A 20,326-nucleotide genomic window follows, 5' to 3' on the forward strand; every position below is an offset into this window, starting at 1 on the left:
ACCGCCCAGCAGCAACTATTCAATATCAATGGCTCAATATCAATAGCTCAATAGCCAGATTAACTTTTAGTAGGGGGTTTCTAGACTGTGAGACAACACGACGCTGCCTATCTTGATGTTCACTCTGCCCGCTCCATAATATTGGCGGGGCTTTTCGGGGCCCTAACCGCGGTTGGGGCTGTTGTAACAATCCCTTTGCCATGGACGCCTGTGCCGTTTAGCCTGCAGGTCTTGTTTGTCCTCCTTTCAGGCGTCGTGCTCGGGGGGAGGCTCGGCGCGATGAGCCAGGCAATTTACATAATCCTGGGGGTTATCGGATTGCCGGTCTTCGCCGGAGGCCACGCGGGGCCGGGCGTGCTTGTCGGCCCCACCGGCGGTTACCTGCTGGGTTTTGTGCTTGCTCCGCTCGCGGTTTCGATGCTGGCGGGACGTGGCGGACGCGGAGATCTCCGGAGCGGGGTTAGAGTCCTCGCCGGGACCTTGCTCGGCGTGGCGGTGATTTACATACTCGGCGCGGGCCAACTCGCCCTCGTTGCGGGCCTCACGCCATCGAAGGCGATCTCCCTGGGCGTCCTGCCCTTCATCGCGGGCGATATTGTAAAGGCGTTGCTTGCAACCTGGCTTGCTGGTCACTTGAGGCGGCGCGGGCTCGTCCTGTAAAGCTCGGCATGGATGATAGCGGTATCTCCAAGGGAGCGGGGAGGGGAGTGCCCCGCTTACAGCTTCGGGAATGGCGGTCCCTCCCCGATCTGGCCGCCCTCGCCGCCTGCGCCGCCTGTGCTTGCGCCGTTTCCCGCGGTCCCAGCATCCCCGGCGCCGGTCATTGGAACCTCCGCCTGCATTGCCAGGCGCAATCGCCTCTCGACGTCGCGCCAGTTGACCACATGCCACCAGGCATCTATATATTCCCCGCGTTTGTTTTGATAGTCAATATAATACGCATGTTCCCATACATCCAGCACGAGAACGGGAATGACCCCCCATTGAGTCAAGTCTTCGTGTTTTTCTGCAGTCAGAACCTCCACCCTGCCCCACTGGGGCTGCCATACCAGGAGCGCCCACCCGGAGCCTTCGACATCCTGTGCAGCTCTCGATAGCTGCTGGCGAAACGCCTGGTAGCTGCCGAAATATGAGTTGATCTGTTCGAGCACCAGGCCGCCTGGTGTGCCTCCGCCTATGGAGCTCATGTTCGTCCAGTATATGCTGTGCAGGGCATGTCCCGAGCCATTGAAGGCCAGCTCCCTCTCCCAGTACCTGACCAGGGAGAAGTCGCAGGACCGGCGCGCCTCGACCAGGGCGAGTTCAGCCTTGTTAAGACCCTCTACGTAGGCCAGGTGATGGCGGTCGTGGTGTATGCAAAGCGTCGTGGCGCTGATGTAGGGTTCGAGAGCATCATATGGGTATGGAAGTGACGGCAACCGGTGGCCGCCGGGCGGCACGGCAGGCGGCGCCTGCATGAAAGCTACTGAAGAGTGCGAAATCACGCTTTCATTCGGAACATGGTTAATTGGAACATGATTAATATGATTATAGTAGATATTGCGATTATCGCCTGCATTGGGGCTCATGAGCAACACTCCCTTCTGGATCCGAATTTGAGCGCTTGTTTGTTGTCTATATCCAGGACCCTGGAGAACTGTAAATTGGAGAATGGCAAATTCGAGCCAATCTTAGTGTATTCATAGTTTTCGAGCCCGGTGCCGGCGGGGGATCATGCTAAGCGTGAGAAAGATAGCCCATTCCAGGCGGGTAATCATTGTGACGTTTTTCACTTTTTCGCTTGAATTTCCCCGCGCCATATGCTAACCTAGAAGCTGGGAGACAAGAACAATAATCCGGTGGAAATAAAGAAACCTGGTTGAGGTGTTATCGGTCACCTGACGAGCCGGGGCGCGTATCATGTATAATGTGTGCCTTGCTCGAAGGGCGGCAATTCTAATTCTGAGCCAATTTTGAGCGAGGGGCTCAGGTGTGACTTTGAAAATAGAATTTGGTTTTTCGGGTTTTCCCTGAGACAAGGGCGAGATCGATCCTGCAGGCGAGGGGACCGTCAAAGGTGTTTCTGAAGGGGTCTGCCATGCGTGTTGCAGGGCAGACCCCTTTTTGATGCATGCGGTATAGGTAGCATGTGGTATGGGCGATATGGGCAGCAGGGGGGATGGGTGTGGAGGAAGTTATCGGAGACGCGTATGGAACAGGTACAAGATTTTGGGACGCGCTTGGCCGGGCGCGCGCCGGCAAGGATCTCACGCGCGACGAAATAAGGGCCTTGCTCCAGGCGGAGCCGGGAGACCAGACATGGACCCTGTTTTCCCTCGCGGACGAGGTCCGCGCGCGCTATGTTGGGGATGAGGTTCACCTGCGCGGACTTGTTGAATTCTCTAGCTACTGCGCCAGGAATTGCGCCTACTGCGGGCTGCGCCGCGACAACCGAAAGCTCAGACGCTACAGGATCGCCCCTGATGAGATCGTAGACATCGCGGAATACGGCGCGACCCTGGGCTACAAGACGATAGTCTTACAGTCGGGCGATGATTTCTGGTACTCGGCTGATGCGCTCGCCAGCATTATAACGCGTATCAAGAATTCAGCCGACGTCGCCGTGACGGTGTGTATCGGGGAGCGTTCGAGGGAGGAATACGCGACGATCAGGGAGGCCGGCGCTGACCGGTTTCTCCTGAAGCACGAGACGGCGGACCCCGAGCTTTATAGGGACCTCCACCCCGGGATGACCCTCGAGGAGAGGGTCATGCGCCTCAGGTGGCTGAAGGAGCTCGGTTTCCAGGTCGGCTCGGGCAACATTGTAGGCCTCCCCGGGCAGACGATAGATTCGCTCGCTGGTGATATCGTGCTTATGAGAGACCTAGGTGTGGACATGGCCGGCATCGGGCCGTTCATCCCGCATCCAGATACCCCCCTCGCCGGGAGCCCCCAGGGCCCGCTCGAGCTCGTGCTCAAGGTAGTTGCCTGCACGCGCCTCGCCCTGCCGTGGGCGCATATCCCCGCCACGACGGCGGCGGGGACGGTTGACCCGCGTGGAAGGGAGAAGGCCCTCCAGTGCGGCGCAAATGTCGTCATGCCCAACATCACGCCGGTAGAGTACCGCAAGCTTTACCAGATATATCCGAATAAAATCTGCCTCTCGGAGCGGGCTGATAGCTGCAGGCGATGCATAGAGAACCGGATAAAGGGGATTGGGCGGAGCATCGGGACGGGCTACGGGCATTGCAGGGAATACGAGTTGGCATGAGTTTCTTTCAGAGATCGAAGAGGATCCGCAGAAAGGGAGGGAATGTTCATGGCAGTGCGTGAGACGGCACACGCCGCGAGGGTCGCGGATTTCATCGATGACGGCAAGATATGGGATACGCTCGAGAGGGCGAAGGCAGCCCCGCGGGAAAGGGCAATCGATATCATCGCGAAGGCGCGGGAGGCGAAGGGCTTAGAGCCCGATGAGGTCGCCATCCTGCTTCACCAGGACGATGACGCGATCCTGGAGAAGATGTATGATGTAGCCCATGAGATCAAGGAGAGAATCTACGGGAAGAGGCTTGTTTTCTTCGCCCCGCTCTATTTCAGCAACTACTGCGTAAACAATTGCCGGTATTGCGGCTACAGGCATAGCAACGATACCCCAAGACGGAAGCTCACCCTAGATGAGGTCAGGGAGCAAGTCAATATCCTCGAGGGCATGGGGCACAAGAGATTAGCGCTCGAGTGCGGGGAGGACCCGGTGAATTGCCCCATGGACTATATCCTGGACGTGATCAGGGCGATCTACGATACCAGGGCCGGAAATGGGAGCATCCGCCGCGTGAATGTGAACATCGCCGCCACTACTGTCGAAGACTACAAGCTGCTCAAGGCCGCCAAGATAGGGACATATGTGCTGTTTCAGGAGACATATCACCGTGCTACCTACGCCGAGGTGCACCCTTCGGGGCCGAAGCGGGATTACGACTGGCACACCACCGCCATGGACCGGGCGATGGAGGGCGGCATCGATGATGTAGGGATAGGCGCCCTCTTTGGACTCTATGATTACAAGTTCGAGGTCATGGGGCTCATCTATCACGCCCTGCACCTGGACAGGGAATTCGGGGTTGGACCCCATACTATATCCGTCCCTCGCCTGAGGCCCGCAGCAGGAATTTCTCTGGAATCCTTCCCCTACCTCGTGGGTGACCGTGACTTTAAGAAGCTGGTGGCTATTATCAGGCTCGCCGTGCCCTATACGGGCATGATCCTGTCGACGCGCGAACGCCCAGGCTTCCGCGATGAAGTCATACGTGTCGGCATATCCCAGATCAGCGCGGGCTCGTGCACGGGCGTGGGCGGCTACAGGGAGGAGGTGGAGGGGGTTGAGCCCCACGACCACCAGTACCAGGACCGAGACAACGACACGGCCCAGTTCGAGGTCGAGGATAAGCGAAGCCCCGAGGAGATAATTAGGAACCTGTGTCGTTCAGGGTACATCCCCAGTTACTGCACGGCGTGCTATCGCCAGGGGCGGACAGGCGACCGCTTCATGGCTCTGGCCAAGACCGGGCGCATTCATAATATCTGCCAGCCCAACGCCATCATGACTTTTAAGGAGTATCTCATGGACTACGCCTCGCCCGAGACGAGGAGGCTTGGCGAGGAGACCATACAGGCGCATCTCGAGCTGGTAGAAAACCCATCCATCCGCCGTGAGACGGAGAGCAGGCTCCGGAGAATTGAGGCGGGTGAGCGAGACCTCTATTTCTGATCTGCGGGAGACCTCTACATGTCAAAGACTACCGCCACTTTTCCAGGACTTACGGTGTTGCGCTCCGGGGACGGCGCGCTTGCGGCGCGCCTCCGTTGAAATTTGGCGCGGGGGCCCTGCCAAATTTCAAAGGCCCCGTCGCGCAAACACCGTAAGTCCTGGGACGTGCTGGTAAACTGGCACAAACTAAGGAACCTGCACTTGGCATCAATGGCACGCGTTACCCGGGCAGGCAGGCTGCCAGGCTGCCGGGAGGCAGGCAGTAGGCATTTGCCCAGTATTTTGCAGCTTCGCTGGATTGACAAGCCATCCCGGCCCCTATATAATGGGATTGTGCGAATTTTGGGGGAAAAGGGGGAACCGGCTTGTGAGACCAGGGATGTTATGGAAAATCCTGGGCGTTATCGTCATTGTAGCAATCTGCGCCGGGGTCATCTACAAACTACCCATGAACCTGGGCCTTGACCTCAAGGGCGGCACGCGCCTCGTGCTCGAGGCTCAGGATACCTCTACCGTGAAGGTTGACGAGGACGCGGTGCAGCGGGCCAAGGAGGTCATCCAGAGGAGGGTCGACCAGCTTGGCGTGGCTGAGCCCGTGATCTATAGACAGGGGGAGAGACGAATCGTAGTTGAACTCGCTGGCGTCAAGGACCCTCAGAGGGCCAAGGAGATCATCGGCAAGACGGCCATGCTGGAGTTCAAGGACGAGAGCGGCAACATCATTATGACTGGGGATGATCTCAAGAACGCCACCGCGGGATACGACGAATACGGGCGGCCTGCGGTTCACTTCGAGCTCACTCCCGCAGGCGGCAAGAAATTTGAAAAGGCGACCCGGGAGAATCTCGGGCGGCAGATATCCATCATCCTGGACAACCAGGTGTTGAGCAGCCCTGTGGTCCAGGCCGTGATCAAGGATAAAGGCATAATTCAGGGCATGCGAAGCATGGAGGAGACCAAGGATCTCTCGATGATGCTTCGAGCGGGAGCCTTGCCGGTCCCCATGAAGATACTCCATAGCGAGACCCTGGAGCCGATCCTTGGACGGGAGTCGATAAACCAGAGCGCGGTCGCTGCGACAATAGGAATCGCACTTGTATTGCTTTTTATGCTGGGTATGTACAGGTTGCCGGGCATAATGGCCGACGTGGCCCTGGCTGTCTATGCATTCATAGTCTTCGCCGCCATGGCGGCGCTGCATGCGACCCTGACGTTGCCGGGCATAGCCGGCATGATCCTCTCGGTCGGCATGGCGGTCGACGCCAACGTAATCATTTTTGAGAGGATCAAGGAGGAACTCAGGGGGGGCAAGAGGCTGCGGGCGGCCATCGAGGCAGGGTTTACGCGGGCCTTTACGTGCATCCTCGATTCGAATCTGACCACCCTGATAACCGCCGGCGTGCTGTATATTTACGGCACAGGTCCCGTCAAGGGGTTTGCCGTAACCCTGACGCTTGGAATCCTGGCGAGCATGTTCACGGCGATCGTGGTGACTCGCATAATAATGACGGCGATAGTGGATCGCAATCCGGAGCGGTATGCCCGCTACTTCGGGGCCTAAGGGGAGGTGGATGAATTGATAGATGTAATGGGGCGAAGGAACCTTTTCTTTGCAATATCTGCAATCGTGATCCTCGTGGGCCTCGTCTTCCTGGCGACCAGGGGTCTCAACCTGGGCGTCGACTTCACGGGCGGTTCGCTCATCCGGGTGAGGCTTGACCACCCCGTGACGGCCGCGGAGGTCAGGGATGCGCTGGTGGCGCCGGAGCTCGCGGATATGCATCTCGAGAAGGCCGTTATCCAGCCTATAGAGGGCACCAACGACGTGCAGATCCGGGCGCACGTTCAGGGGAAGCCGCTCAGCGACCCGCAGCTCAAGCGCGTGGTCGATACCTTGAGCGCCAGGCTCGGCTCCGCCTCGGTGATAGAGGCCGAGATGGTCGAGCCGGTGATCGGTAAAGAGCTCCTGAGCAAGGCTATGATGGCTGTGCTCCTCGGGTGGATAGGCATCCTGATATATGTCTCCGTCCGTTTCGAATACCGGTTCGCTGTCGCGGGCGTGGCGGCGCTCATCCATGATGTGCTTGTGATCCTGGGGATGTTCGCCATCCTCGGCCGTGAGGTGAACAGCCCGTTCATCGCGGCGGTCCTGACGATAGTAGGATATTCGATCAACGACACGATAGTTGTTTTCGATAAGATCCGCGAGAACCTGAAGTTCAGGAAGCGCGAGACATACGAGGAGCTGGTAAACAAGAGCATAACCCAGACCCTGGGGCGGTCCTTGAATACCTCGCTCACGACGTTGCTTCCCGTGATTGCGCTCTACCTGTTCGGCGGCGCGACGATCAAGGACTTCTCCCTTGCCCTTATAATCGGCCTGATCTCCGGCACCTACTCCTCGATCTTCGTCGCCAGCCCGATCTGGCTCATCTGGAAGAATTGGGAGCGGGATAGGCAGCGCAAGTTCGCGGTGGCGAAAGCGCGATAAGGAAGGCACGATAAAAACTAAACCTTGCACCAGTCTAACCTGCGTCTCCTCTACCCCGGCGCGTCAAACCCATAATCTGGGATGCGCCGGGGTTCCTTGTTTTGAATGCGCCCTCCGGCGGCGGGCCATACTAAGCTCTGCTAAGCTAGTGTAAAATGAGTTATCAAACGGGTCATCAAATGTGGTGAGGATCGCCGCCATTAAAAAACCGGGAGGTGCGCTGGTTGAGGAACTATCTCAAGCTGATCAGGCATGAAGGCAACGCATCGCTGTTTCTAGCCCTGGAGACATCGGTCATATCGCTCCTGGCAGGGCGCCCCATCCACGTGCATGTCGAGGGTCTCAGGGGAACCGGGAAGACCACGATAATACGCGGGGCGAGGTCGATTCTGCCATCCATAGAGCGCATAAAAGGGTGCATCTACAATTGTGACCCGAGGGCGCCGCACTGCCCCGAGCACAGGGGTTTGTCAGAGGGTGATATAGCGCGCATCGGCACGGAGGAGATCGACATGCCCTTCCTCGAGATATCCCACGCCGCCAAGATCGGGACGGTCGTCGGCACGCTCGACCTCTCCAGGATGGTGGACCGGATCCGGCCCGAGGCTGCGCTCCTCCCGGGCATTCTGCCACGGGCCAACAGGGGGATAGTCTTCATAGACGAGATCAACCGCCTGGCTGATACCTCACCCGAGCTTACAGATATATTGCTCGACATAATGGGCACCAAGCCCGGCAGGCTTCAGGTGGAGGAGGCCGGATTCCAGAGCTTTGAAATACCGGTGAACCTTTGTGTGTGGGCGGCGTCGAACCCCGATGAGGAGCCCGGGGCACTGGAGGACATAAGGCGCCAGCTTTCCGACAGGTTCGATTTTACGGTGAGCATGGGGCGCCCGTCGGAGCTGAATATTGTAAGGGAGATCCTGACCCTGAGCGAACAGGAGCCCGGTGATGACGGGAATGACCTGGGGCCTGAAATCGAGGTCTTCCGTTCAATTATAGCGCAGCGCGCCGCCCGCTATGGCGATGTCAGGATGGGGGATGATCTGCGGAGCCTGCTCGCTGAGATCTATGTGGATTTCGGTCTGGAAAGCCTGAGGGCGATAGAATCTATAGCCCTCGGGGCGAAGGCCAGGGCGGTGTTTGAGGGAAGGGATACGGTGACGGGCAACGACCTGATGCGGGTGCTATCGCTGGCTTTGAGGCACAGGGCCGACATGTCTACCCTCAGCAGCATAGCCAAATTCCTCGAGGAACGGCTGGGACAGCAAAGGAGCGACCAGAGGAGTGAAGGGGGCCCCACCACCTCGCCGGGCGATGGGAGGCTCAATGACCCTCACGAGATCATGAGGGCTCTTTCTCCAGGGGGGAAGATGGCCCCAAGGGAGAGAGATAGCTCCAGGGATAACCCCAACGGGTTGATCGAGCGTTTCATGAGCGGGATGGGACTTGACCGGCTGTTTAAGGCCAGGGAGCATGGCCAGTACACAGCCGGTGGCTCCGGGGCCGGAGGACTCGACGGTTCGGTCTTTGCGAAGGATGACCCGACGGGTGACCCCTTCCGGCGGGGGAGCGAGACCCATGCCCGGTCACAGGCGCCGCAGGTTTCGCCCCCGCCGGATATTTCAGTCACGAGTCCACCTGAGAAGGCGAGGAGGATAAGCTCGCTTCCTGGCGAGAACCTCATATTCACCGAGGAGGACCTGCGCGGGAAATGACACCGGAGCTGGATCTCGGTCTGGATCTCGATAGGGTGGATGCGGCCAAGCTCACTCGCCTCATGCTCGGCGAGCTGAAGGTCGGCCGCGGGCTGAGGATCGGGGAAACCACGGTCATGAGCAGGAGACTCCACACCATAAGGCCGAGCGCGCCGGGCGAGGTGCGGGTCAACGTGGCTCAGGACGCGGGCCAGGTCTTTTACGGCCGGCGCCGGAAGAATGAGGTCCTGCATATTGATGTATTCCATGAAATCGGCGAGGTCGATCACAGGCGGATAGCCGAGGTTATCAAACGGGCCGCGTTCAGCTATATGAGGTCATCGCTCATGGCGCAGGGTGGTAGTGGCCTTTTCTTCCCATCCAGCGATGAACTCCTGGACCATATAGATGTGCAAACGGGCACCGGGGGCGGCAGGGTGAGCGGGACATTAAATTATGGGAAGAAGGCATCCCTCAGGAAGGCTCACCGAAACCATGTCCATATAGCTGCAATCCTGCCTGATAATTGCATCTCCATGGTGTTTTATATCGTCGATGGGGTGGAGAAGGAGATCAGCCTCCTTGGTTATGAAATCCGCAAGGTTGAGAGGATTGTGAACATAGAGGAAGCGGGAGAGGGCGTGAGCGATCTCTCACCCTATTCGAGCCTATTCGATTCAAATATATCGGAACACGCGTCGTCCGGCTCGCGAGGGAACTGGTCGATGATGAATGAGGCGGCCCGGCTTGACGCTGTCTCCGAGATCGCCGAGGAGCTGGGGAGCCGTGAGGACCTTATGAGATTGATGGATGCCCTGGCTCAGGCCCGATACGGCCTCCCGTCCGAGCTCGGAATGGAATTTGGGGAATCCGAGGAGCTCATCGAGCGGCTTGAGAAGCTCGATATTATAAAACGCGAGCGAGGGAGGTTCCAGTTTACCGAAAAAGGAAGGGATATTCAGTCCCTCCTCAAGACCCACCAGGCTGAGATCGATGCTGGCATACGGAGGCTCTTGAGGCAGGTGCCCATCGGCCCTGCCTTCCATGGGGAGAAGCTGGGGAATGGGATCGTAAAGGCCCGGTCTGGTGGCGGCAGGCTGGGCAAGGAGACAAGGCGACCGGCGGTTGGCGAGTGGTACGATGGCATTGCCGTCCCGGAGACGGCAATAGCTTTTCTGAAGCGAGCTGGCTTCCCCAGGGGGGAGGCGGGGGCGACCGGTGGCGCCAGGCTCTCGCATGATGATATAAGGGTGTACAAGACAAAGCCGCTGAAGCCCCCGGAGATTTGCTTGCTCCTCGATGCGAGCGCGAGCATGGTGGGGAGGCGGATAAGGGCGGCGAAACACCTGATACGCCACCTCTCCCTCGCCTCGCGTGCGAGGATCACTGCGTTGACCTTCCAGGAGCGGGATGTCAAGATGCAGATCTCATCTACCCGCAGCAGGAGGGTGGTGGAAGAGGGCCTTGCCGTCATCAGGCCGGCGGGATTAACCCCGCTTGCATCGGGGATAGTCGAGACCATGAGCTTCCTCAGGGCCAGGATGAAGCGGACGCGGGATGTCTTGCTGGTCTTGATCACGGATGGGATTCCAACCATGAGCAAGTGGAGCGCCGATCCCGCCAAGGACGCGCTTGCTGCCGGGAGGGAGATAGCGAAGGCGAAGGTCCCGTTCATATGTATCGGACTCCAGCCGAACAAGGATTATTTGAGGCGTCTCATACAGGTTACGGGCGGGCGGCTGTATATCGTGGATGAGTTTGATAAGGATATCCTGGTGCAACTGATCCGGCATGAAAGGCCGCTTGGAGGGCTGTGAGGTTATAGTCAATTATGGGGGCTACAAAGAGCTATAGAAGAGCTATAAAAGGGCTATAAAAAGTAGGCCTCATCCTTTCGCATCCTAACAGGAAAATGGTTCCCGCCAGAGAATATAGTGGATTATTCAGAACCGGGGGCCAGAACTGGAGGCGGGTTGATATGCAGGCCTATTTGATCGTTGCCCTCGTTTTTGCCATCGCTGTGGCCGTTTTCGCCGTGCAAAACTCGGGCATGGTAACCATAAGGTTTCTGAACTGGCAGTCTGATGCATCCCTCATCTTCATAATCCTTGGATCAGCAGTCGCCGGCGCGTTGGCTGTCGGGCTGGTCGGCCTCATGAAACAGTTGAGCCTCTCAATCAAGCTGCGCAACACCACTAACAGGTTACACAAACTTCAGGAGGAATATGATAGAATAGCCATAGAGAACGATGAACTGCATTACAAGCTTGGCGAGACTACGCTTAAAACGAGGCCTGCCATAGAGCAGCAGACCCGGGATAGCCGCGGCGACGAGGGTGACAGCTGCAGGAGAAGGGCCGAGAGGCTCGAGAGAGACTGAGGTATAAACCGGAGGGGGAAACTGGAGATTGACCCGGAAGAACTGGCGCATAAGGGCTGACAACCAGCTCGCAGGCGAGCTTGCGCGAAGCGTCGGGGTTTCGAGAATAGTGGCTCAGGTCCTCATCAACAGGGGGATAGCCACGCCTCGCGATGCCGAGGCCTTTCTGCGCGCTGATTCTGCTGACCTTTACAACCCATTCCTGATGAAGGACATGGAGGCCGCGGCCCTGAGGATATCGGCGGCCATCAAACGGGGGGAGAAGATTCGCGTCTACGGTGATTACGATGTTGACGGCATAACCTCCACCGCGCTTCTCGTCATGGCCCTCCGGCAGCTTGGCGCGAGGGTGGATTGGCATCTCCCCCACCGGCTTGACGAGGGCTACGGCTTGAATCTTGAGTCCGTGAAGAAGGCGGTTGCAGATGGAGTCTCCCTCCTTGTTACAGTCGACTGTGGCATAAGCGCCCTAGAGGAGGTCAGTGCGGCATCTGAGCTTGGGCTCGATGTCATAGTCACCGACCATCATGAGCCGCAGTCTCAGATACCGTGTGCCCTGGCCGTTGTCGACCCGAAGCGCCCCGACTGCAATTACCCCTTTAGGGCGCTAGCCGGGGTTGGGGTGGCTTTCAAGCTGGTCCAGGCCGTGGCAACTACCCTGGGGGGGATGTTTGGTGGCCCTGAGCTTGCCAACGACTACCTTGATATTGTGGCCCTCGGGACCATCGCGGATGTGGCGCCCCTCGTTGAAGAGAACCGTATAATTGCGAAATACGGGCTTCAAAGGCTGCAGTCGACCCGGAATCAGGGCCTCAAGGCCCTCCTAGCCGTGTCCGGCATTAACTGCGGCACCGGCGGCCCCAACAACGACAGCATCGCCGGCAGCACCAGTGGCAATGGCGGCGTCAATAGCAATGGTGGCGGCAGCAATAGCAGTAGCGTCGGTGGACGCGGCCTCACCGCGTGGCACGTGAGCTTCGCCCTTGCGCCCCGGATCAACGCCGCGGGGCGCATGGGGAGCCCCGATTATGCCCTTGAATTGCTGCTTTCCGAGGACCCGGGGCGTGCCGAAGAGCTGGCACGCATGCTCAATGCCGAGAATCAGGCCAGGCAGGATGTGGAGATGTCCATCCTGGGTGAGGCGATCGCCCGGGTAGCAGAGGAAGGCCGCGCGGGCGACAAGGTGATCGTCCTGGCGCGCGAGGGATGGCACCCGGGCGTCATCGGGATTGTGGCCTCACGCGTTGTCGAGGAATATTCACGCCCTGCCATCCTGATTACGCTGGAAGGTGAGGAGGGCAAGGGGTCTGGGCGCAGCATATCCTGTTTCAATCTTCACCAGGCGCTCACAATGTGCGATGACCTGCTCGAGCGCTATGGGGGACATGCTCTCGCCGTCGGCCTCGGCATTCGCCGCGAGAACATCGATGCCTTCCGGAGGAAGATCAACGAAATCGCTGATGGCCTTATCAGTGAATCTGACCTGGTGCCCGAGATCGATGTCGATGCCAGGCTCGACCTCGCGGAGGTATCGCTGGACCTGGTCTCTCAGCTTGAAGCGCTTGCACCGTTTGGCGCCGGCAACCCATATCCCCTGTTTGTCTGCGATGATATGTCCGTCCTGGAGTACAGGACCGTGGGGAGCGAGGGCCGGCACCTCAAGCTCAAGCTCGGAGCCGGGAGCGCGGTACACGATGCCATAGCCTTCGGTATGGGCAGCATTGCGGCTAATCTTTTTGGATTCGGGGCCGACATTGGGGCGGGGTTCACCACCCGCAAGGTCGAGGCGGTGTTCGCCCTCGAGGAAAACGTCTGGAATGGCAGGCGATCCTGCCAGCTTAACATCAAGGACATCCGGCCCCTGCCCAGGTAGAGGGTGAACCAGGGCCAGCCGGCCGGTCAGTCGGCGAGTTGGCCAGTCGACCAGCCCGGCGGGCGAGCAGCGACCGGCGAAGGGATCGGCGAGACTGAGTAGACTCGGAAGGATTTTTACAGTATAATTGTAATAAAAGCCATTGTTGCAGGATATCGTCGTCGTTGCGGTATTATAACCGTTACGGCAGGCTAAGGCTATGAAGGCGAGGTGACAGCACCATGGGGCCCGATGTGGGCAGGGTGATCGAAAAGGTCAGGAGTTATAGCCCCAATGCCGATGTAGACCTCGTCCAGAGGGCCTATGAGTTCGCGGCTACCGCCCACGAGGGGCAGTACCGTAGCTCCGGGGATTCCTTCATCTTTCACCCTCTGGGCGTTGCCGAAATCCTGGCGGAGCTCGAGGTCGATGTGTCTACCATAGCCGCGGGCCTCCTTCACGATACCATAGAGGATACGGCTGTCACCTTCGATGATATCAAGGAGGGATTTGGGGAGGAGATCGCCCTCCTCGTGGACGGGGTTACGAAGCTCGCGAGGCTGCCCTTCATGTCAAAGGAGCAGCAGCAGGCCGAGAACCTGCGGAAGATGTTTCTTGCCATGGCCAAGGACATCAGGGTCGTGCTCATACGGCTGGCCGACCGCCTGAATAACATGCGGACACTGAAGCACCTCCCTGAGGAGAGGCAGAAGAAGATCGCCCGGGAAACCCTGGAGATATACGCCCCGCTCGCCCACAGGCTCGGCATGTGGCGCATAAAGTGGGAGCTCGAGGATCTTGCCTTCAGGTTCCTGCAGCCGGCCGAGTATTACAGCCTTGTCGAGAAGGTCGCCCAGAAGCGCAAGGAGCGGGAGAAGACTATAGAGGATGCCAGCGAGCTCCTGAGCGCCAGGCTCGCTTCCATGGGCATCCGGGGCGAGATACAAGGGAGGGCCAAGCACCTTTATAGCATCTATGAGAAGATGAAGGTCCGCGGTAAGGCATTCGATGAGATTTACGACTTGACCGCTCTGAGGGTCGTTGTCGACTCGATCAAGGAATGCTACGAGGTCCTCGGGGTGGTTCACAGCATATGGAAGCCAATCCCCGGCCGTTTCAAGGATTACATTGCCATGCCCAAGTCAAACATGTACCAGTCGCTGCACACCACGGTGATAGGGCCGCACGGCGAGCCGCTCGAGGTCCAGATACGCACGTGGGAGATGCACAGAACTGCCGAGTATGGTATCGCAGCGCACTGGAGGTACAAGGATGGCGGCCGTGCGGATGATGCCTTCGAGCAGAAGATATCCTGGCTCCGCCAGCTCCTCGAATGGCAGAAGGACATGAGGGATGTCCGGGAGTTTGTGGAGACCATAAAGATCGACCTGTTCGAAGATGAGGTTTTCGTCTTTACACCTAAAGGCGACGTCAAGAGCCTGCCGAGCGGGTCGACCCCGGTGGATTTCGCCTATGACGTCCACACGGACATAGGGAGCAGGTGTGTTGGCGCCAAGGTGAACGGCAAGATAGTGCCCCTCGACTACCAGCTCAAGAACGGCGACATCGTGGAGGTTTTGACCTCCAAGACCGCTAATGGCCCGAGCCAGGACTGGCTCGCCTTTGTCAAGACCTCAAAGGCCAAGAACAAAATCCGGCAATGGGCGAAACAGGAGCTGCGCGAGGAGATAATGCCGCGCGGCAAGGAACTCATCGAAAAGGAGCTTCGCAAGCTCGGCGTCGACGTGCACGAAAACATGAAGGAAGAGCGCCTGGGCGAGGTGGCGAAGCGCTTTGGCTTCCTCGCAGGCGAGGATCTCCTGGTGGCGGTTGGGTACGCCAAACTATCGCCGCAACAGGTGGTCGCAAAGCTCCTGGCAGCGCGGGAACCCGAGGTTACAAAGGACAAGGACACAAGGGACGCCGGTAAGGAGGCAAGAGATCAGCGGGAGCGGGACCAGCTGTCGAAGTCCTCCGTGACGCCCCTCAAACGCAGGGTTTCGGGGGGTCAGGGCGTCAGGGTGAGGGGAATTGATAATGTGCTTGTCCGTTTCTCCCGGTGTTGCAACCCTGTGCCGGGGGATGACATAGTAGGTTATATAACACGGGGGAGGGGGGTGTCGGTCCACCGGGCGGATTGCCCGAACGCGGCCTTTATAAACCGGAATGCCCCTGAGAGAAAGATAGACGTCGAGTGGGATTTTGGTGCGGGTTCATTCTACCCGGTCGAGATCGAGATCGAGGCGATTGACAGGGTCGCGCTCTTTGCAAATATAATGAATGCAGTGACCGAGGCCAGGACCAATATAAGCTCAGTGAATGCGAGGACGACCTCGGATAAGCTCGCGATAATAAACCTGGTAATCGATATCGATGATATCGATCATATGAATGAGGTCATAAGTCGCATACGGAGGGTGAGCGGGGTCCTGGATGTCCACAGGGCCCAGCCTGTCGCGAAGGGACAGGCGTAGAAACACGAAATGGATTGATCATAGAGGGCATCATGAGAAATCAATCATCAGAGTCAATTATAGAAATCAACATAGAAATCAACATGAAGAAAGTAGAGTAATAGAGCAGCAGAGGCAGTAAAGCGGGGAGCGAGATAGGGGAGGAGATCGGGTTGTTCACTGGCTTTAACAAGAGAGCCAAGTCTAGATTATTAAAGGGCATCATCATATTCGTTGCTGTTACCTTTGCCCTGGGCCTTGCCTACACGGGCACCAGGATTGGGAAGCCTGCGGCGACGGACCAGGGGAGGCCCATAGCGGTAGTCAACGGCGAGAAAATCACCTCTGGAGCCTTTGCCGAGGCGCACCAGCGGGTGCTCCTGAACCAGCACCAGCAGATGGGGAATATTCCCCCCGAGCTTTACGGCCCGCTCCGGGTTGCGGTGCTCGACCAGATGGTGCAGCAGGCGCTTCTCCTGCAGGAAGCCAAGAAGGAGCGGATAAAGGTCTCATCCAGGGAGCTCAATGAGAAGCTCAACCAGCAAAAGGCCGGTTTCTCCTCGGATAAGGAGTTCAAGCAGGCGCTGGAGTATTCAGGGTTGACCGTGGGGAAGCTGCGTGACCTGCTGAGGCAGCAGCTCCTGCTGGAAAACCTGATCAATAAGGTCAAAGCCGAGGCGAAGGTATCGCCGGAGGAGGTCAAGAAGGCCTACCAGGAGGAGAATAAGAAGGCGCCCCAGGGGCCCGATTTCGAGAAGGCCCGGCCCGAGCTCGAGAAGAGGCTGAAGTCGGAGGCCGAGGCCAAGGTTGTGGACAAGTGGTTCAAGGGCGTGATGGATTCCGCGAAGATAGACATCTTTGACGATGAGATAAATGGCATAAAGAGCGCGCAAAAGGGCGAATTGGACAAGGCCATAACCTATTATGAAAGCGCCCTGAAACATGATCCGGGGAACCAGTATGTTTACGTGGATCTCGGCATAGCCTACCAGAGGAAGAAGGATCTCGACAAGGCCGTTGCCAATTTCAAGAAGGCGGTAGACCTCTCGCCCAACGACCCTTACATGAGGCTTCTTCTCGGCAACGCCTACAAGGAAAAGGGCATGGTGGAGGAGGCAGCAGGCGAATTCAGGCAGGCGTCCGACCTCGGGTATGCCGACATACTGCTGCATCTCAGGCTCAACAGCCTCTTCAAGGCGATGAGCAAGGATGCCGATGCGAAGAATGAGGAGAAGAGGATACAGGAGCTCCAGAAGCTGATAGAGGCCCAGCGGAAGGCCCAGGAGCGGCAGTTGCAGGAGCAGCAACAGAAGCAGGACCAGCAGAAGCAGCAGTCCCAGCCGTCGCCGGAGTCCCAGTCCCCTCAGTCCCCTGAGGCGCAGGGAGCGCAGAAGAACTAGCAGGCAGGCCAGGACAGGGGACAGCAAGGCAGCAAATAAAGGGACAGCAAACAGGAAGGGGATCATGGAGAATCATGGAGCACAAGGCGCCGAGAGGGACAAGGGACATCATGCCCGAGGAGATGTCCCTCTGGCACAGGATAGAGGATACTGTAAGGCGCGTATGCGAACGGGCCGGGTACGGCGAGATACGCACTCCCATATTCGAGCATACAGAGCTCTTCGAGCGTGGCATCGGCCAGGTTACGGACATTGTGGAAAAGGAGATGTATACGTTCCTTGATAAGGCTGGGCGGAGCATCACCCTCCGGCCCGAGGGCACGGCCTCGGTGGCTCGTGCCTTTCTCGAGCACAAGCTGTATTCCAGGCCCCAGCCCACGAAGTTCTATTACATCGGCCCGATGTTTAGGTACGAGCGGCCGCAGTCCGGCCGGTACCGCCAGTTCTGGCAGTTCGGCGTGGAGGCCCTGGGCTCTCGGGATCCGGCAATAGACGTCGAGGTGATTGGCATACTCATCGAAATCTACAGGCAGCTTGGCCTGGGCGGGTTTGAGGTCCAGCTCAACACGATCGGCTGCCCCAGGTGCCGGCCCAGGTACAGGGATGAGTTGCGTTCATACCTCGAAGGCCGGGCCGGCGACCTGTGCGGGGATTGCAGGAGGAGGCTGGCCCGCAATCCGCTCAGGCTCCTGGATTGCAAGGAGCCTGGCTGCCAGAAGGCAATAAGCGAGGTGCCCCCGATCTTTGAATTCCTCTGCGATGAGTGCCGGGAGCATTTCGAGGGCGTCAAGGCCTTCCTTACTGTCCTCGGAATCGCCTTTGTCATAAACCCCAGGATCGTGAGGGGCCTGGACTACTATACCAAAACCGTGTTTGAGGTCGTCCACAGTGAGCTGGGCGCTCAGGACGTGCTCGGTGCGGGGGGGAGGTATGATGGCCTGGTCGAGGAGTGCGGTGGGCCCTCGACGCCGGGAGTGGGATTTGCCGCAGGAATCGACAGGGCCATCCAGGTCCTGAGCTCCAGGGTGAGCTCCAGGGTGGGCACTGAGGAGAAACACGATGCGGGTGCAGGCGAGGGCAGTTCTACCGGTGCGACCGGGCTCGATGCCTATATAGCCCCTGTGGGGCCCGAGGCGAAGAGCAAGGCCCTCGAGCTTGCCTTCGCACTGCGCCGGGGGACCGGCGAAGCAGGGGCATGCGGCGAGGGCGGCGAGGGCGAGGGTTGCCTCAGGGTTGAGACGGACTTCATGGGCCGGAGCCTCAAAGCCCAAATGAAGTTCGCGGACAAGCTCGGTGCCAGGTGGGTTGTGATCATAGGTGAGGATGAGGTCCGCCGCGGCGTGGTCCTTCTCAGGGATATGTCCACCGGGGACCAAGAGGAGGTCCCCGTCGCCGATATCGCAAAGAGGCTTTCTATGGCCGGCGGGCAGGTTGGGCCAGCGGCCAGCAGGCTGATTGAACCAGCGGGTGCGGAACCGGGATGCTCGGCTTCGAGCTCAGGTTGCGGGAGCCGGGGCCAGGAGCAGCAGTGCAATGCCGTGACCCATTACCGCACGCGCATGTGCGGGGAGCTCGGGAAGGCGGATGTGGGCTCCCGCGTCACCTTGTCGGGGTGGGTCCAGAAGCGCCGGGACCTTGGTGGCCTGATCTTCGTAGATTTGAGGGACAGGTCCGGGGTTGTCCAGGTGGTATTCAATCCGGATGTGGACAGGGGCGCCTACGACCTGGCCCAGGAGATAAGGAGCGAGTATGTCATAAGAGTGGAGGGTGAGGTGGCGGCCCGGCCTGAAGGCACCATTAATCCTGGCATCCCCACAGGGGAGATCGAGGTCAGGGTGCGCACGCTTCAGGTCCTCAACTCCGCCAAGACTCCCCCCTTTTACATTGTCGAGGATGTCGATGCCGATGAGACCTTGCGCCTAAAGTACCGGTATCTCGACCTTCGCAGGCCCGATATGCAGCGTAACCTCATCTTGAGGCACAGGGTTACGATGGCTATCCGGAGGCATCTCGATGCCGGGGGCTTCGTTGAGATCGAGACTCCCATGCTCACGCGGAGCACGCCTGAGGGCGCACGGGACTATGTGGTCCCCAGCAGGGTGAACCCGGGGTGTTTCTATGCCCTGCCCCAATCCCCCCAGCTTTTCAAGCAGCTCTTGATGGTGGCAGGCATGGACAAGTATTTCCAGATAGTCCGCTGCTTCAGGGATGAGGACCTGAGGGCCGACAGGCAGCCCGAATTCACTCAGATCGACATGGAGATGTCCTTTGTAGAGCCGGAGGATGTCATGGCATGCGCCGAAGGGATGGTTGCGGAGGTCGTCCGCGAGGCGACGGGCCGGAGCGTGAAAAGGCCATTCCCGCGGCTCACCTACCGGGAGGCCATGGAGCGTTATGGCTCGGACAAGCCCGACATCCGCTTCGGTATGGAGCTCAAAGATATATCGGACGTGGTGGCGGGCTCGGACTTCAGGGTGTTCAGCGAGTGTATAGCGGGCGGGGGCAAGGTGAAGGCCATCGCGGTTCCAGGGGGCGCGGGGTTCTCGAGGAAAGAGATAGATGGCCTCGCGGATTTCGTGAAGAATTGTGGGGCCAGGGGCCTGGCCTGGATCGCGGTGGAAGGGGATGCAGGAGGGAAAGCCGGCTTCCGCTCGCCGATAGTCAAGTTCCTTGATGCTGGTACGCTCACGGGGATCGCGAATGTGACAGGGGCCTCTGTGGGGGACCTGATCCTGATCGTGGCCGACTCGCCCGCGGTTGTATCGGAGGCCCTGGGGCGCCTGAGGGTCCACCTCGCAAGGAGTCTCGGGCTTATCGGAGGCGAGAGCGGCTTCGTCTGGGTCACGCAATTCCCGCTGCTCGAGCGTGACGAGGAAGAGGGGCGCAATGTCGCGGTGCACCACCCTTTCACGGCGCCCATGGACGAGGACATCGACCTGCTCGAGACGGACCCCCTTGCAGTACGGGCCAAGTCGTATGACCTGGTCTTGAACGGGGTCGAGCTTGGGGGCGGCAGCATCAGGATTCACCGCCGTGATATACAGGAGAGGATGTTCAGAGCCCTTGGCATGCGGCCCGAGGAGGCGCGGGACAAGTTCGGGTTCCTGCTCGAGGCCTTTGAGTATGGGACTCCGCCCCATGGGGGGATAGCCTTCGGCCTCGATCGCTTTGTTATGCTCCTTGCGGGGCGTGATTCTATACGCGATGTCATAGCCTTCCCCAAGACCCAGAGGGCGGTTTGCCTGATGACCGGCGCCCCGGCGCCCATATCGGATAGACAGCGCGAGGAGCTACACCTGTGAT

13 protein-coding genes and 1 pseudogene are annotated in these 20,326 nt (G+C 58.9%); 13 read left to right on the forward strand and 1 reads right to left on the reverse strand.

Going from position 1 to position 20,326, the window contains the following annotated elements; genetic code table 11:
• The first annotated feature begins 87 nt into the window (after positions 1 to 87).
• Positions 88 to 660 (forward strand): biotin transporter BioY, encoded by a 573-nt coding sequence (locus HPY71_04740; GenBank protein ID NPV52814.1) that lies wholly within the window; start codon positions 88 to 90, stop codon positions 658 to 660.
• Positions 661 to 716: 56 nt separating this feature from the next.
• Here the strand turns inward: HPY71_04740 and HPY71_04745 are convergent, their stop codons facing one another.
• The gene (locus tag HPY71_04745; protein ID NPV52815.1) at positions 717 to 1,457 is read right to left on the reverse strand and encodes a superoxide dismutase; all 741 of its coding nucleotides are present in this window, start codon (positions 1,455 to 1,457) and stop codon (positions 717 to 719) included.
• Between the two features lie 701 nt (positions 1,458 to 2,158).
• Between HPY71_04745 and hydE the strand changes: the two genes are divergently transcribed.
• The 12 genes and pseudogenes from hydE to aspS all read left to right on the forward strand — a co-directional run bounded on the left by hydE (position 2,159) and on the right by aspS (position 20,325).
• Entirely contained in the window at positions 2,159 to 3,250 is a 1,092-nt protein-coding gene (gene hydE, locus HPY71_04750; GenBank protein ID NPV52816.1) for a [FeFe] hydrogenase H-cluster radical SAM maturase HydE, read from the forward strand.
• 48 nt (positions 3,251 to 3,298) lie between these two features.
• Positions 3,299 to 4,750: a [FeFe] hydrogenase H-cluster radical SAM maturase HydG gene (hydG, locus tag HPY71_04755; GenBank protein NPV52817.1), complete on the forward strand. Its 1,452-nt coding sequence runs from the start codon at positions 3,299 to 3,301 to the stop codon at positions 4,748 to 4,750.
• Between the two features lie 325 nt (positions 4,751 to 5,075).
• On the forward strand, positions 5,076 to 6,311 hold the full coding sequence (secD, locus tag HPY71_04760; protein ID NPV52818.1) for a protein translocase subunit SecD: 1,236 nt from the start codon (positions 5,076 to 5,078) through the stop codon (positions 6,309 to 6,311).
• A gap of 18 nt (positions 6,312 to 6,329) precedes the next feature.
• Positions 6,330 to 7,241: a protein translocase subunit SecF gene (secF, locus tag HPY71_04765; GenBank protein ID NPV52819.1), complete on the forward strand. Its 912-nt coding sequence runs from the start codon at positions 6,330 to 6,332 to the stop codon at positions 7,239 to 7,241.
• A 224-nt stretch (positions 7,242 to 7,465) separates the two neighbouring features.
• Positions 7,466 to 8,959, forward strand: a complete 1,494-nt coding sequence (locus tag HPY71_04770; protein NPV52820.1) for a magnesium chelatase — start codon at positions 7,466 to 7,468, stop codon at positions 8,957 to 8,959.
• Positions 8,956 to 10,755, forward strand: a complete 1,800-nt coding sequence (locus tag HPY71_04775) for a VWA domain-containing protein (GenBank protein ID NPV52821.1) — start codon at positions 8,956 to 8,958, stop codon at positions 10,753 to 10,755. The genes HPY71_04770 and HPY71_04775 overlap by 4 nt, the downstream gene beginning before the upstream one ends.
• 161 nt (positions 10,756 to 10,916) lie before the next feature.
• On the forward strand, positions 10,917 to 11,318 hold the full coding sequence (locus tag HPY71_04780) for a LapA family protein (protein ID NPV52822.1): 402 nt from the start codon (positions 10,917 to 10,919) through the stop codon (positions 11,316 to 11,318).
• A 28-nt stretch (positions 11,319 to 11,346) separates the two neighbouring features.
• Entirely contained in the window at positions 11,347 to 13,191 is a 1,845-nt protein-coding gene (locus tag HPY71_04785; protein NPV52823.1) for a DHH family phosphoesterase, read from the forward strand.
• A gap of 221 nt (positions 13,192 to 13,412) precedes the next feature.
• On the forward strand, positions 13,413 to 15,644 hold the full coding sequence (locus HPY71_04790; GenBank protein ID NPV52824.1) for a bifunctional (p)ppGpp synthetase/guanosine-3',5'-bis(diphosphate) 3'-pyrophosphohydrolase: 2,232 nt from the start codon (positions 13,413 to 13,415) through the stop codon (positions 15,642 to 15,644).
• A 152-nt stretch (positions 15,645 to 15,796) separates the two neighbouring features.
• Positions 15,797 to 17,023 carry a tetratricopeptide repeat protein gene (locus HPY71_04795; protein ID NPV52825.1) on the forward strand — a complete coding sequence of 409 codons (1,227 nt, stop codon included), beginning with the start codon at positions 15,797 to 15,799 and terminating at the stop codon, positions 17,021 to 17,023.
• A 74-nt stretch (positions 17,024 to 17,097) separates the two neighbouring features.
• Positions 17,098 to 18,435, forward strand: a pseudogene (locus HPY71_04800) (histidine--tRNA ligase).
• Positions 18,436 to 18,582: 147 nt separating this feature from the next.
• Positions 18,583 to 20,325: an aspartate--tRNA ligase gene (aspS, locus tag HPY71_04805; GenBank protein NPV52826.1), complete on the forward strand. Its 1,743-nt coding sequence runs from the start codon at positions 18,583 to 18,585 to the stop codon at positions 20,323 to 20,325.
• Position 20,326 lies beyond the last annotated feature (1 nt).

Source organism: Bacillota bacterium (assembly GCA_013178125.1).
GTDB lineage: Bacteria > Bacillota > SHA-98 > Ch115 > JABLXJ01 > JABLXL01.